Genomic DNA, 14,383 nt, shown 5'->3' with positions numbered 1-14,383 from the left:
AAGAACAATAAAAATTCCGGGAAAAGTAAAGGCAGTCATGGGTCCAGTGGAAGCCACGGCAGCTCTGGAAGTTCGGGAAGCAGCGGCTCTAGCGGCAGCCATGGCTCGGGGAAAAACAAGAGTGGGAAAAACTCTGGGAAGAATAAGAACAATAAAAATTCCGGGAAAAGCAAAGGTAACTCAGGAAGTTCAGGAAGCAGCGGCTCCAGTGGCAGTCACGGGTCTGGTAAAAATAAGCAAAGCAGAAGAGGTTCAAATCAAAAAAACCGCAACCAATCTAGAAGGAGTAACAAATCCACAAGTCAAAGGTCAGAATTTCGTGGCAGCGTAGGGAACAGTCAAAATAAAAGGAGTTTCAGAGGTAGTTTCGGGTCTTTTAGGAATAATAGCAATAAAAGAAAAAAATAATGATTTCATCATTTTATGATTAACATAAAAAATTATTAATATGCTTAATTCGAATTTACAAATGAAAGTTAAACCGGCACATCCAACTGTGCCGGTTTTTTCCTTTTTCTTTATCTCTATTTTCATGATAAAAACCTAGAAACTGCAAATATGAAATTAGCCTGGAACATGACAAATGGGTATAAATCTACTAAAAAATATTTAGGTTATTGCTGATTTATCACCTTTTCGAGATATTCGTTTAGTTCAACCCATTCTCCTTTTACGTATGATAAAGCAAAGGACAAGAGGTGAACATAAACGCAAATAAGAAATCTATTTTACAGAAGTTTGACATCAAGGGAGTGAAAAATATAGATGTATTCGTTGTTGACAGTATTCATCACCATTTTTGCATTCTTCCTAACAATGATCTTGATTTTTCTCCGTCCCCATAATATGAACGAGGCAATCTCAGCATCAATCGGAGCCATTCTTGTTTTCCTTAGCGGAAGTGTTTCGCCCGGGGATTTACTAGATATTAGTTCAAATGTTACTGGTGCAGCTATTACGATCATAGCCACTATTATAATGGCTATAGTGCTTGAAAGTTTCGGGTTTTTTAAATGGACGGCTGCGCTCATGCTAAAAGTTTCAAAGGGATCGGGAATACGGTTGTATTGGTATACTTTGTTACTTTGCTTTTTAATGACGCTCTTTTTTAACAATGATGGAAGTATTTTAATTACTACTCCAATATTAATTTTAATTTTAAAAAATCTCGGGTTAAATAACCGTCAAAAAATACCTTATCTGTTAAGTGGTGCATTAATCGCAACCGCTTCCAGTGCACCAATTGGTGTAAGTAACATTGTAAATCTAATTGCATTAAAAATTATTGGCATGGATCTTTATCTTCAAACAGAAATGATGTTTGTTCCGGGAGTATTAGGGATACTATTTTTATCCTGTTTATTGTATCTGGTGTTTAAAAAAGACATACCTAAAACCATTCGCTTTCATTCATACACAATTCCACTGCAAAAAAACCACCGTTTCCATCCACTACAAAAAAACAATGAAAATATATTTGAACAACAAAAGAAACTAATGATCTACATGCTTATATTCGTATTTTTAGTAAGGATTAGTCTCTTTGTTGCCTCCTTTATCGGAATACCCGTATCATTGGTGGCCGTTATCGGTTCGTTTGTTTTATTAATTTGGAGATGGATTTATCTCAAGGTTAATCCAAAAGATGTGGCCAGGAAAGTACCGTGGCATATATTAATTTTTGCATTTTGCATGTATGTAATAATTTTCGGCCTCCATAATATCGGATTGACAGAATATTTGTTGGTACATTTAAAACCTATTGTAAATGACAGTTTGTTTCATGCTAGCATCACAATGGGGATTATTACCGCAGTGTTATCAAACATATTTAATAACCATCCAGCGTTAATGGTTGCGACTTTAACCTTAACCAAAATGGGACTTGATCCACTTCTTGTAAAAACCGTTTACTTATCGAACATTATTGGCAGTGATATAGGTTCTCTGATTCTACCGATTGGTACTCTAGCCACCTTAATTTGGATGCATATTTTAAAGAAAAATCATATTCCGATTTCATGGAAGGAATACATGAAAGTCACTGTTATCGTTATTCCGCTTACAATGATGTTCACCCTAATCTTACTGTATCTCTGGCTCTTGCTTGTATTTGTGAGTTAACCACATTCTCTAACTATTATTTTTTCGAAGATTTTGTGTATAAAAACATTTAGCCGTTACCATAGTGGTAATGGCTATTCTAATTTTGGCAATGATTTCACATATTGATCTGAAAGTTTCATGAATTCGATTACCTTTTTTTCTTCCTTTATTGCTTCAGGAGGTGCTGATTGCTCTTTACGTCTGTATAAACTTAATATTTCCCCTTGGTTATTAGTTTTTCCCGGAGAAAACTTGTAAGACTGATTAACAAAGGTTCCTGTAGGAGCATAAAAACGGATTCCAATTTGATTTTTATTAACATTAAGCAAATCATTTCCAAATACAAATTGTTTCCTTAGATCTAAGCCTAAAAGATTGGCTACGGTAGGGTAAACATCCACCAAACCGCCAATAGTAGGAATTCTTTTCGCTTTTTCCACTGTTGAAATCTTCATTATTAATGGAATATTTAAGTGGTCTAAAACCAAATCATATTTTCTCCCAAAAATTTTCTGAACTAATTGTTTGTCCTGTTCACTTTTCATTTGCAGTCCTTGATGATCACTGTATACAACAATTACAGAGTCCTTATATAGACCTTCTTGTTTCAAATCCTCTATAAATTTTCCAAAAGCATAATCTGCATAACTAACCGATTTGATATAGTTGCCTACAAAGGAATTTTCATATTGCTTCGGTAAATCAATCGTATAGGCCTGTTTTGATTTCGGCAGCATAAAGGGAAAATGACTCGAAAGAGCGATAATATCTGCATAAAACTTCTTCCCATTTTGTTTGAATTCCAGTAATTTTTGGGTTGTTTTTTTATACATTATCTCATCAGAAACACCATGTGAAATGATATCGTTCGTACCAAAATACTTTTTGTCATAGTACTCGGTAAAACCTAATGATTCATAAAGCTGATTTCTGTTCCAAAAGGAAACACTATTGGCATGAAAAGTAGCCGTATGGTAGCCATTTTTCCGTAGCATTTTAGGTAAACTTGGTACCGCCTTTCCTTTTACAGCGGTAGACATCGGCACATCTCCTAATGGATAGATGGAGGTATTAGTAATAAATTCGGCATCAGACGTATTTCCTTTTCCAACTTGGGAGTAAAAATGTGGAAAATAATAAGAGTCCCTGACCAGTTTATTTAAATTTGGGGTAACTTCTTTTCCATTTATTTTTAAGTTAATAAAAAAGTTTTGAACGGACTCCAATTGAACTATGATAAGATTTTTATCTTTTGCTATACCATGCAGTCTTTTCTGGCCATTATTGGATGCAAGCCGATTTTTTTCTAATGATTCCGCACTTATATCCTGGTTTGAAAAAATTGCATGAAGATCCGCAGCCGCTTCGGAAAACTGGTAGCCCATAATTCCCAATTTTTCATATTTACTCAATTCATTCATAATTTTTGAAGAAGAAAAAAGGCTGTTTCCAGTAAAAAACAATAAGCATGTAATGACTAAGGCAAATAATTTTGGACCCAGTTGAAATCGTTTAAATGGTAAAATACGCTGAATTTTTGGCCAAAAACAAAGCAAAATAAAATCGGAAAAGAGCCAAATGTACTGGGGTCTGAATAACGCAAAGATACTATCAGAAATTTCACCCACCTGATCGATTTCTCCCAGGGATTTATACGTAAAGATTGCGTTGTAATAATCAAAATAGAGTAAAGTTGTGAGGCAAATAAGGGAGTATCCAAAATTGAGAATAAGAAGAAAAAAAACGGAAATCTTATTCTGAATAACCGATACCACAGCAATGAAAAGGGCCAAGAAGGAAATTTCGGTTAAAAATCCAACCAAATTTAACTCTTCCATAATTGTATACTTTACATAAAGTGATTTTAACAATAACGAAAAAAAGACAAATATACCGAATTGAAAATATCGTTCCTTCATCCTGCACCTGCCAAAAAAAGTTTTCCTTTTCTAGCTTTCCCAATAGCATGGCCAGAGTAAACCATCAATTTTGCATTGGATCAAACAATTATTTTAAAGAGGATTTCGTTTTAAAAGAAGTTATAATGGTTAACCTTAAGAAAAAGGGCTCCCAAAAACCCATCATGTTCACGATGACTCCATAATGCATTTAGTTAAAGGTTTCTTTCCTTTTCCAAACATATATCGTTGACACAAAAACTATTTAGGAGGAGAAACGATGGATATTACCAAAATTATGGTTTCGATTGCTTTAGCTTTGTATGCAGTGCTAGCCTTATACATTAACTTTAATACCGTTTATTACTTAATACTCAGTTTATTCGGTTTCGGTAAGGCGAAACGTGATTATCCCTTAGTTGAGGATGAGACAAGATTTTTAGTGTTAGTTGCCGCACACAATGAAGAACAAGTCATTGGCTCTACCATTCAAAACTTAAATAGAATACGGTACCGGAAAGAACTTTATGATGTTTATGTCGTAAATGATAATAGCACTGACCGCACAGGAGAAATTTGTGAGGAACTGGGAATGGAGCAGGTGGACACGAGCTTGAAACTTTTCCCCCGGGAAGGAGTCGGAAAACCGGCGGGCTTGCAATATGCACTTCGATATTTAGGATTTGAAAAACTCCCTGAAAAGTACGATTGCTTACTCATATTGGATGCTGATAATCATGTCGATCCGGACATTTTAAAGGAATTAAATTCCCAATATATTGCAAAGGAAAAACCGGAAGCTATCCAAGCCTATTTAGATTCAAAAAATTCCACTTCATCACTGTCATTGGGGTATGCCATCAGCTATTATTTATCTAACCGTTTTTTTCAACTGGCAAAATACCGGATGGGATTAACGAATTCAATCGGTGGCACTGGATTTATTGTCCGGCTTGATTTCTTAATGAAGCATGGAGGATTTCGCTTTAATTCCCTGACAGAGGATGTAGAGCTTGAAATGGAAATCGTCAAAACGAATGGCCGTGTATTATGGAATCACTTTGTGAGAATTTATGATGAAAAACCGGATAATTTAAAGATGAGTTTAAAACAACGAATCCGCTGGTCGCAGGGACATTGGTTTGTCGCTTTTACCAATTATCAAGCATTATTTAAAAAAATGATTAAGGAAAAAGGAAAACTCAAAATTCTTGACCAATTGATCTATCTTTTTGGAATGGCCCGGGCAGTTCAAATGGTTGTTGCTTTTGTTGGAATTCTCGTTGCCCTTATTTACCAGGCAGCCACAAAAGATTTTGCAGCAGCCACAAAATTAGGAATGAGATTTTCAACGGTGGTTCTTGGTTCAAGTATTATCACTCTATTATTGTTTACCTATCAGTTCCTTATTTGCATGCCTTATGCTGTTCGAAAAGACAGCAGACATAAATTCAATTATTTTTCGATGATTTTTTCCATTCTTTATTACGGTTACACCTATATATTTGCCCAATTTGTCGGATTACTTAAATGGCGGCATCAACACACATGGGTGAAGACAACACATACGAAAACCATCCTTCATCATAAAAAAGTAAAGGAAAATTGGCAGCACACATTCCAATCGTATATAGATGCCAATGATGAGCTGGAATTAGCAGAAGAGGAAAATACCGAAGAAGTATTCCAACCTTCACCAATCAAATAGAAGTAATCTAATGTCAAAAGGGAAACGTTAAGCTACGTTTCCCTTTTGACATTTATGATTTTATCCCATTTTGGTAGTACTTCTCTAACATTTCTGTTGGATCCATACTTCCGCCGGTGGCCCATACAATATGAGAAGCCTTTTTCATCTTATTTTTTAAGTTGTGTTTTTCGATATAAGCAGAGCTATTTTTAAATAATTCAACCGGACCAGACATTCCTGCTAATGCGGAAGGCTCTAAGCGGATTCCCTCTCGATCTTGAGTTCTTTTAACAATAGGTAAAGATGCTCATCATAATTTCTTTCCTTGCATAAAAAATGAAAAGGCTGTCAAAACTTTTTACATTTTTACTGAATTTTACCCGGATGTATGTTTGTAGACACTTAACAAATTGCCCATTTTAGGATAATATTATTTAGTGAATTATTTCAGTTGATTCAATGTTGAAAGAGAGTTGGGAAGACAATGGGACGTAAGTGGAATAATATTAAAGAAAAGAAAGCGTCTAAAGACGCAAATACAAGTCGTATTTATGCTAAGTTTGGCCGCGAGATCTATGTTGCTGCAAGACAAGGGGAACCAAACCCAGAATCCAATACAGCTCTAAAGATTGTTCTTGAGCGGGCAAAAACATACAGTGTACCAAGACATATTATTGACCGTGCAATCGATAAAGCAAAAGGTGGTTCCGATGAAAATTACGACGAGCTTCGTTATGAAGGTTTCGGACCAAACGGTTCAATGGTCATTGTCGATGCGTTGACCAATAACGTGAACCGTACTGCTTCGGATGTACGTGCGGCTTTTGGAAAAAATGGCGGTAACATGGGTGTTAGTGGTTCAGTTGCTTATATGTTTGATGCTACAGCGGTTTTTGGGATTGAAGGGAAATCCGAGGAAGAGGTCCTAGAAATGTTAATGGAAGCGGACGTAGATGTTCGTGACATTATCGAAGATGAGGATCAAGTAATTATTTATGCTGAGCCTGATCAGTTCCATACTGTCCAGGAAGCATTCAAAGCTGCAGGTATTACAGAGTTTACTGTAGCTGAATTAACGATGCTTGCACAAAATGAAATTACCTTACAAGAAGACGCACAAGCAAAATTTGAAAAAATGATTGATGCACTTGAAGATTTAGAAGATGTTAGACAAGTGTATCATAATGTGGATTTAGGTGAATAATTTTATTGTTGCCCTTTTGGTTTTTGAATCAAAAGGGCTTTCATCTTGTTAATAACCTTTGATTTTTAGTATACAACGGGTAAAATCAAACACATAAAAGTTTACATAACAATATTTTTAGATTGGGGTATCATCATGATTGTAAAGACTGAAGAAGATATTAATGGAATAAAAGAAATTGGTCGTATTTGCGGAGCTATTCGCGATGAATTAGTCCGAAGGACAAAACCAGGAATCACAACAAAAGAGTTGGATGAAATTGCCGGTGAGCTTTTTGAAAAGGAAGGGGCTATTTCCGCACCAAAAGGCGAGTATGATTTTCCAGGATATACGTGTATTAGTGTAAATGAAGAGGTAGCACACGGTATCCCTGGAAAACGCGTAATTCAAGAGGGAGATCTCGTCAATATTGATGTCTCGGGTTCTAAACATGGATATTTTGCCGATACTGGGATTTCGATTGTCGTAGGAGAGGGAGATCCAGTATTAAAGCGAATTTGCGAATTGGCAAAAGAAACGTTTGAAGCCGGTCTGAAAAAAGCGAATCCAGGCTCAAAAATAAATGGCATGGGGAAGGTCGTGTATCAAACTGCCCGAAAACACGGATTCACGGTTATTAAGAACCTTACTGGTCATGGAATTGGACGAACCATACATGAGCAGCCCGAGTATATTTTTAATTACTATGAACCGTCAGAGCGCGGTTTGTTAAAGGAAGGAATGGTGATTGCATTTGAACCATTTATTTCTACCCTAGAAGAGGAAGTTTTTGAAAAAGGAGACGGCTGGACCTATGTTACTGAAGAAAGCCGTGTTGCCCAGTATGAGCACACATTGATTATTACCAAAGATGGTCCTATTATTGTCACACTTTAAATAAATTAAAGTAACCAATGTGTTATAGTGCCCGTAGTTATGGAAAAACCTATCATACGGGCACTAACAAAAGATCTCAGTTCCCATTCAACGCAAAAAATCATGTCCACGGGCACTAACAAGAACTCATAGGTCCCATTTAATGCGAAAAATCTTGTCCTCAGGGACTATCCACCATCATCTCTATCATTCATTTTCCTACCGGAGAATTTTAATCCAAAAATACTGTATATTTTAAACTATTTTTTCAATCTTTCGTAGTAAATACAAAATAAATTAATGGTAACAATAGAGCTAATAATATTATATTACATTGGAGTTTGTTAAATTGGAAACTAGAGACGAGTTATTAAAACAACTTTCTATCATAGAAAAATGGGAAAAAGACCAGAGTGGTCTCTGGTTTTGGGAACGAATTGGCCGCCTTCCATTTAAGCTGCTAGATAAAATTACACCCCACTTTATTCATAACAAAATTGGCTTATTGCTAGAGGAGATAGGTTCCTACATCCAAACAGGCGGAAAATATTTAATAAATGAAAAAAGTTTATTCAAGATGATTCAAAAGGAAACCAACAATCCCATCGAAACGATTGCGGACATACAAGATTTGCCCTTAAAAACAATGGATAAAATTAGCCAGGAACTAAGCGTCCGCAGAAAAAACTTTGCGGCACTCCAAGGAGCCAGCACAGGAATCGGGGGAATTTTCACCCTCGCCTTAGATATTCCAGCCATATTAGCAATTTCTTTAAAAATGCTTCAAGAAATTGCGATTCTCCATGGCTATGATCCAAACGATAAAAACGAACGAATTTTTATTATTAAATGCTTACAATTTTCATCTTCCGATATTGTTGGTAAACGAGCGATACTCAATGAACTTGCCAACTTTTATCAAAGAGGTAAAAAATCGAATGAAATGATGTCCCAATTGCAGGGCTGGAGAGAGGTTATCTATACGTATAGAGATAATTTTGGCTGGAAAAAGTTATTCCAAATGGTCCCTGTGGCTGGAATGATATTTGGCGCTTTCATTAACCGTTCAATGATTACTGACCTATCCGAGGCAGGAATGATACTCTATCGAAAAAGGAAAATTTTAGAGAGATTAGAAAAAGCTCAGGTTCACAATTAAACCTGAGCTTTTGTATTTTTATTCTTCATAATGGATAAATCAACCTTTTATTTAAAATAAAAATTGCTGTTTATACAGTTTTCATTTTTATCATTTTATATTATCATTTAACTTATCAGTTGATAAGTTAGAAAGGCTGAAAGAAAATGGCAAAAACACGAAATAATCACTCAGAGGATTCTTCACTTGAAACAAAACAAAATATTTTCGAAATTTCTCGAAGCTTATTTATGACCTATGGCTATCGGTCCGTTTCTACCCGGCAAATCGCACAAGCTTGCGGTATTACTCAGCCTGCTTTATACCATCATTTTGGTAACAAGCAAGAAATTTATATTGAAGTCGTCAAAGAAATCATGAACCGAACCAAATTTCAGATGATTCAAATCAAAGAGCAGTATATGGCTTTTAAGGATCGAATTTACCATATTGCCATTTACATGCTTATGAATCACCAAGAGGATTTGTCCCAAATGTTTCATGATCTAAAGCATGAAATGAACGAAGAGACACAACAGCTGCTTCGTCAGTGGTGGTTTGATAGTTATTTTCTTCCAGTAGTCGAAATGATCGCAGAGGCTGAAAAGGGAGGACAAATTCGAGAATTGGCAAAACTCGATACGAATCCAAAGGAAATGTCCTTCTTTGTATTAGATTTATTAAAATCCTTATTGCAGTTTTCCGGGCTTAATAATCTAAAAGAAGAAGAAAAAGAAGCCGAAGCACAACGAAAAGCCAAATTAATCGTCAGTATTATTTTAAATGGTTTAGGGAGCTAGGCTAAAGGGCCTCTCTTTTTTTACTACCTGCTTATCAACTGATAAGGTATTGAAGGGAGACGAGGAAAATGAAGCAAAATTGGCTATCACGATGGGGTGAGCTAGTTAGTGGAAAAAAAGGGCGTTGGATTACCATCCTAATTTGGATGTTTGTCATTCTGCTTTTAAATATCACTTTGCCACAGGCAAATTTACAAAAGAATGAACGGGCAGATGTATTCTTAAAGAAGGTTGACTCTCAAAAAGCAAAAGAGATCATTGATAAGAACTTTGGAAGCAGTAACGGTAATCCAGCATTATTGACATGGTATAAAAAGAGTCAATTATCGAATGGAGATCTTACTTCGATACAAACTCTAACGAAGAAACTGGTGGAAGAAAATCCGATTGAAGGGATGCAGGTACCGCCATTTTATAAAATTCCACTTCCGGGATTAAAACAACAAGTATCTAAAGATGGAACAACCTTTGTTTTACCATTAGTTTTTGATCAAAACCTCGAGACAGCGGAAATCCAAAAGCGCTTGGATAAAGTAAAAGAAATTTCTATATCAAATTTCCCAGATAATCCTTTTACAAAAAAAATGAAGGATGAAAACTCTTTACTCGTTAGAATTACTGGACCAGCAGGAATATCAGTAGATGCTACGGCGCTATTTAGCCAGGGAGATCTTTCTTTACTTTTTGGTACCGTTTTGCTTGTCCTGATTTTCCTTCTGATCATCTATCGCTCACCGATTTTGGCACTTATTCCATTAGTTGGCGTTGGTATGGCCTATATGGTAATCAGTCCGATATTGGGGTATTTGGGTAAAGAAGGGATGATCGACTTTGATTCTCAAGCAATCTCAATTATGACCGTTTTATTATTTGGAGCTGGAACCGATTATTGTTTATTCTTAATTGCCCAATTCCGAAATAGCCTTAAAAAAGAGGAGAGTAAATTTCGCTCTATCAAACATGCTTTCACAAGATCATCCGGAGCCATTATTATGAGCGGACTGACCGTTGTCATCTCTCTACTCGTTTTATTAGTGGCAAACTACGGTTCCATCCATCGTTTTGCAATTCCGTTTAGTTTGGCCATTCTGATTATGATGGCTGCAAGTTTAACGCTGATTCCTGCCTTTTTAAGCATTTTGGGCAGAACCTCCTTTTTTCCATTTGTCCCACGTACAGAAGAAATGGCTAAAAAATTGGCGGAGAAAAAAGGGAAGGTATATCGAAATCGCCATAATGAGAAACCGTTAGGAAATTTCGTTGGCAGCTTCGTTAGTCAAAACCCTTGGAAAGTGTTTATCACAACCTTAACGATTTTGGGTATTTTGGCCATTTATTCTTTAAAAATTGAATATACCTATGATACACTATCATCTTTCCCGAAAGATATGCCATCTCGCGAGGGATTTGAAATTATTTCTGAACATTTTAGTGCTGGTGAATTAGCACCTTCTACCGTTGTAGTAAAGGGAATGGAAGATGAAAACAGCATAAAAACAAAATTGGAAGAATTCCCATACATTGCAAATGTATCCAATGTAGTGCGAAGTGATAAGGACCCAAGCTTGGTCAAGTTTGATGTGGAATTAAAAGATAATCCTTATTCTAACAAGGCCATGGAATTAATCCCGAAACTAAAACGGGACCTGAAGGAAATTTTAAATATTGGTGAAGAGACCAACCAGATTTTTATAAGTGGACAAACGGCAGAGCAATATGATACGAAGGAGACAACAAAAGCCGATTCGTCCTTGATTATTCCAATCGTCCTTGTGATGATTGCCGTTTTACTATTGTTCTATCTCCGTTCCATTATCGCTACTGTTTATCTAATCGGAACCGTGCTATTATCCTATTTTAGTGCATTAGGGTTAGGTTGGATTATCTTACACTATGGTTTTAATGTGAATGAAATACAAGGTTTTATCCCTTTGTATGCTTTTGTATTTATTGTTGCACTTGGGGAAGACTATAATATTTTTATGATTTCAAGTATATGGAGAAAACGCAATGAAATGTCCATTTTGAGTGCAGTTAAGGAGGGGGTTTCTGAAACTGGCGGGATAATCACATCAGCAGGTTTAATCCTTGCAGGAACTTTTGCTATCTTAACAACCCTTCCAATTCAGATCCTTGTCCATTTTGGAACAATTACTGCAATTGGTGTTCTACTCGATACCTTTATAGTCAGACCATTTTTGGTGCCGGCGATTACAGCCATATTTGGGGAATGGGCATTTTGGCCAACGAAGAAACCAATGGGGCACGTAGAGAAAATGCAAGGATAGTAAAGTAATTTTCTTAAATTCATTAATAATATCAGGCGTGATTTATGAAATCACGCCTGATTATCTTTATGATTGATTAACGAATGGGTTTTCTTGGAACGAAATAGAGATTGGTTTCTTTATTTCGAATCTCCGCATCCGTTACTTCCTCCATTAAGCTAATACTCATCCCAAACATCAGGGTAATTAAAGAAGCAATGACGATACCTACACCTGTTGCAGTATAAAAATAACCTCCGTTGGCAGCGCTTACAAAGAAACTGAAAATAAAAATGAGAATTCCTGTACCGATTCCAAACATGGACGCTTTAAAAATTTTTAAATATTTATACTCCATGATCATCACTCCCTTACTGAATATTCTATCAATTGTCACAAATTTGTCAAACATTTTTTAAAATTTATATTTTTCAAACAAACTACTTGCATTTTAAAAAGAGTAAAAAAGAGTAAAAAAGAGTAAAAAAGAGCAATAAAAAAATCCTAAACAATTCATTTAGGATTTTTGTCTAACGGCTTTGAAAGCAGACGATACTTTGGATTCCAACTAATAGAGATAAAATCGAAACATGCAGGAGAACTGCACCCAAACTTAAATGCGTATAAATTAAAAGGGCACCGCTTAATCCTTGCAGGAGTATAAATAAAAAATTTATTTGACTAAAGCGGTAAATCTCCGGACGATCTTGCCGGTATTTTTTTGTTAACTGAATAAGCGAGAAAAATAGAATGATTAAACCAAGAGCAAACGATCGATGAATCACATCTACCCAAAAAGCATCACCGACTGCTGCATAGCTTTCTGTTGGAATCGGAAAACCGCGAAAGGCTTCTCCAGATCCTGTTTTGGCCACATAGCCGCCAAAATAAATCGCCGCATACAAAAAGATAAATACAAACCAAGAAAAAGCAGAAAAAGAAGCAGGCAACTTTTTCAATTGTGGAATGTTCTTTTCCTCTAAGTAAGTGACATACGCGATATTTATTAAGGCTGCAAATGAAATAAGTGCAATCCCCAAATGTGCTGCGAGCAGAAGAGGGGAGAGAGAGACCATCACCGTCAATGCACCGAGTGTCGATTCTCCAAAGATACCTATAATTGCAAAAAGGACAAGAATTTTTACCTTTCGCTTTTTATATCGAATCCAAGCGATTGCCGAAACAACAAATAATAAAAGACTCGCAAGACCAACCACAATACGATGAGTGTATTCAATTACGGAATGATAATCGGAAAAATCAGGATATAACTTTCCGTTACACAAAGGGTAACCACTACCGCATCCCATTGCCGAGTTGGTCATCGTGTCTATAAAGCCAATAATATTTACTAAAAACAGCGATGCTGCTGCAATGATAGAAAGCCAGAAATATTTCACCGATGGCACCTCCAATGTAGAAACCTTTTACATTTCTGTAAAATAAATCTTCAGTGCCCAGCAATCTTATGAATCGCTGGGCACTGAAAAGCATTTATTAATGAACTTGAGAGTTAAACGACATAATCCAAACCGATCCGGCAACAATCGTTGCGACGAAAATAATCCCTAAGACTAATGCCATTACATTGTATCTTGGTCCTTCACCATCACGAATATGCATGAAGAAGAATAATTGAAGGATAAACTGTAAAACAGCTGCGATCAATATACTGAACATAAGCGCTGATTTTGCCATCATATGATTTAAAACAAGAACAAGAGGGATGATGGTCAAAATAATCGAAAGAATGAAACCTGTCACATATGCTTTGACGGAACCTGTGTGTTCGTGTCCATGTGCTGACATGTTACATCACCCCCATTAAATAAACGACAGTAAAGATAAAGATCCAGACAGCATCTAGGAAGTGCCAATACAGACTGACAATGGAAACTTTTCGTTTTGTAACTTCAGTTATTCCTTTTTTCTTGATTTGAACAATAATTCCAAGAATCCAAAGGATACCGAAAGAAACGTGAACGCCGTGTGTTCCAACTAAACAAAAGAAGGAAGTAAGGAAGGCGCTGCTTTGAAGAGTTGCACCTTCATGAACCATATTTACAAATTCGTTGACTTCAAGACCTACGAATACAGCACCAAGAGCTATCGTTACAATTAACCAATTGATAAGACCTTTTTTATTGCCTTTATGCATGGCCAAAACGGCTAAACCACTTGTGAATGAACTAATTAAAAGAATAAAAGTCTCAAGGATAAATCCTGGAACATCGAATTCCTTTGCTGTGAACCCTCCGTTTGTATGAGTGTGCAAGACCGCATACGCTGCAAAGAAGGTTGCAAATAATAGACAGTCAGTTACAAGGAATATCCAGAATCCTAAAACCTTTAATCCTTCTTGGTCAACATGACCATGATCATGGTCAGAAACATGAGCTGAAGCGCTATGTTGCATGTTTTTAAC

At 36.2% G+C, this 14,383-nt stretch carries 13 protein-coding genes; 8 read left to right on the top strand and 5 right to left on the bottom strand.

The window, feature by feature from the left end; genetic code table 11:
• Window positions 1–331: hypothetical protein (locus BIV60_RS29730; RefSeq protein ID WP_177177311.1), on the top strand; the 331-nt coding region annotated here is incomplete at its 5' end.
• A 434-nt stretch (window positions 332–765) separates the two neighbouring features.
• Complete coding sequence (locus BIV60_RS14455; RefSeq protein WP_071356442.1) at window positions 766–2,124, top strand: arsenic transporter; 1,359 nt, start codon at window positions 766–768, stop codon at window positions 2,122–2,124.
• A gap of 74 nt (window positions 2,125–2,198) precedes the next feature.
• Here BIV60_RS14455 and BIV60_RS14450 read toward each other — a convergent pair whose 3' ends face one another.
• A complete protein-coding gene (locus BIV60_RS14450) occupies window positions 2,199–4,025 on the bottom strand; it encodes an LTA synthase family protein (RefSeq protein WP_071356441.1) in 1,827 nt (608 codons plus the stop codon).
• A gap of 259 nt (window positions 4,026–4,284) precedes the next feature.
• Here BIV60_RS14450 and BIV60_RS14445 point away from each other — a divergent pair, with 259 nt between their 5' ends.
• The 6 genes from BIV60_RS14445 (at window position 4,285) to BIV60_RS14420 (ending at window position 11,979) form a co-directional block, all read left to right on the top strand.
• A complete protein-coding gene (locus BIV60_RS14445; RefSeq protein ID WP_071356440.1) occupies window positions 4,285–5,712 on the top strand; it encodes a glycosyltransferase family 2 protein in 1,428 nt (475 codons plus the stop codon).
• Window positions 5,713–6,178: 466 nt separating this feature from the next.
• Window positions 6,179–6,898: a YebC/PmpR family DNA-binding transcriptional regulator gene (locus BIV60_RS14440; RefSeq protein WP_071356439.1), complete on the top strand. Its 720-nt coding sequence runs from the start codon at window positions 6,179–6,181 to the stop codon at window positions 6,896–6,898.
• A gap of 135 nt (window positions 6,899–7,033) precedes the next feature.
• Window positions 7,034–7,774, top strand: a complete 741-nt coding sequence (gene map / locus BIV60_RS14435; RefSeq protein ID WP_071356438.1) for a type I methionyl aminopeptidase — start codon at window positions 7,034–7,036, stop codon at window positions 7,772–7,774.
• Between the two features lie 328 nt (window positions 7,775–8,102).
• The gene (locus tag BIV60_RS14430; protein WP_141770466.1) at window positions 8,103–8,912 is read left to right on the top strand and encodes an EcsC family protein; all 810 of its coding nucleotides are present in this window, start codon (window positions 8,103–8,105) and stop codon (window positions 8,910–8,912) included.
• Window positions 8,913–9,058: 146 nt separating this feature from the next.
• Window positions 9,059–9,691: a TetR/AcrR family transcriptional regulator gene (locus BIV60_RS14425; protein ID WP_071356436.1), complete on the top strand. Its 633-nt coding sequence runs from the start codon at window positions 9,059–9,061 to the stop codon at window positions 9,689–9,691.
• A gap of 68 nt (window positions 9,692–9,759) precedes the next feature.
• Complete coding sequence (locus BIV60_RS14420) at window positions 9,760–11,979, top strand: MMPL family transporter (RefSeq protein WP_071356435.1); 2,220 nt, start codon at window positions 9,760–9,762, stop codon at window positions 11,977–11,979.
• Window positions 11,980–12,055: 76 nt separating this feature from the next.
• Here the strand turns inward: BIV60_RS14420 and BIV60_RS14415 are convergent, their stop codons facing one another.
• The 4 genes from BIV60_RS14415 to cyoC all read right to left on the bottom strand — a co-directional run bounded on the left by BIV60_RS14415 (window position 12,056) and on the right by cyoC (window position 14,374).
• Window positions 12,056–12,316 (bottom strand): hypothetical protein, encoded by a 261-nt coding sequence (locus tag BIV60_RS14415; protein WP_071356434.1) that lies wholly within the window; start codon window positions 12,314–12,316, stop codon window positions 12,056–12,058.
• A 172-nt stretch (window positions 12,317–12,488) separates the two neighbouring features.
• On the bottom strand, window positions 12,489–13,358 hold the full coding sequence (locus BIV60_RS14410; RefSeq protein ID WP_071356433.1) for a COX15/CtaA family protein: 870 nt from the start codon (window positions 13,356–13,358) through the stop codon (window positions 12,489–12,491).
• Window positions 13,359–13,455: 97 nt separating this feature from the next.
• A complete protein-coding gene (gene cyoD / locus BIV60_RS14405; RefSeq protein WP_071356432.1) occupies window positions 13,456–13,767 on the bottom strand; it encodes a cytochrome o ubiquinol oxidase subunit IV in 312 nt (103 codons plus the stop codon).
• 1 nt (window position 13,768) lies between these two features.
• Entirely contained in the window at window positions 13,769–14,374 is a 606-nt protein-coding gene (gene cyoC, locus BIV60_RS14400; RefSeq protein WP_071356431.1) for a cytochrome o ubiquinol oxidase subunit III, read from the bottom strand.
• Between the last annotated feature and the right edge of the window lie 9 nt (window positions 14,375–14,383).

It is taken from the genome of Bacillus sp. MUM 116, assembly GCF_001866655.1.
In the GTDB taxonomy this organism is placed as follows: Bacteria; Bacillota; Bacilli; order Bacillales; family Cytobacillaceae; genus Neobacillus.
The sequence above is the reverse complement of the archived record's forward strand: the minus strand, read 5'-3'. Positions and strand labels throughout refer to the sequence as shown.

Bases quoted from the DNA above. Each gene is read 5' to 3' on its own strand.
- BIV60_RS14455 (WP_071356442.1), top strand. From the start codon at position 766: ATGTATTCGTTGTTGACAGTATTCATCACCATTTTTGCATTCTTCCTA.
- BIV60_RS14450 (WP_071356441.1), bottom strand. From the start codon at position 4,025: ATGAAGGAACGATATTTTCAATTCGGTATATTTGTCTTTTTTTCGTTA.
- BIV60_RS14445 (WP_071356440.1), top strand. From the start codon at position 4,285: ATGGATATTACCAAAATTATGGTTTCGATTGCTTTAGCTTTGTATGCA.
- BIV60_RS14440 (WP_071356439.1), top strand. From the start codon at position 6,179: ATGGGACGTAAGTGGAATAATATTAAAGAAAAGAAAGCGTCTAAAGAC.
- map (WP_071356438.1), top strand. From the start codon at position 7,034: ATGATTGTAAAGACTGAAGAAGATATTAATGGAATAAAAGAAATTGGT.
- BIV60_RS14425 (WP_071356436.1), top strand. From the start codon at position 9,059: ATGGCAAAAACACGAAATAATCACTCAGAGGATTCTTCACTTGAAACA.
- BIV60_RS14420 (WP_071356435.1), top strand. From the start codon at position 9,760: ATGAAGCAAAATTGGCTATCACGATGGGGTGAGCTAGTTAGTGGAAAA.
- BIV60_RS14415 (WP_071356434.1), bottom strand. From the start codon at position 12,316: ATGGAGTATAAATATTTAAAAATTTTTAAAGCGTCCATGTTTGGAATC.
- cyoD (WP_071356432.1), bottom strand. From the start codon at position 13,767: ATGTCAGCACATGGACACGAACACACAGGTTCCGTCAAAGCATATGTG.
- cyoC (WP_071356431.1), bottom strand. From the start codon at position 14,374: ATGCAACATAGCGCTTCAGCTCATGTTTCTGACCATGATCATGGTCAT.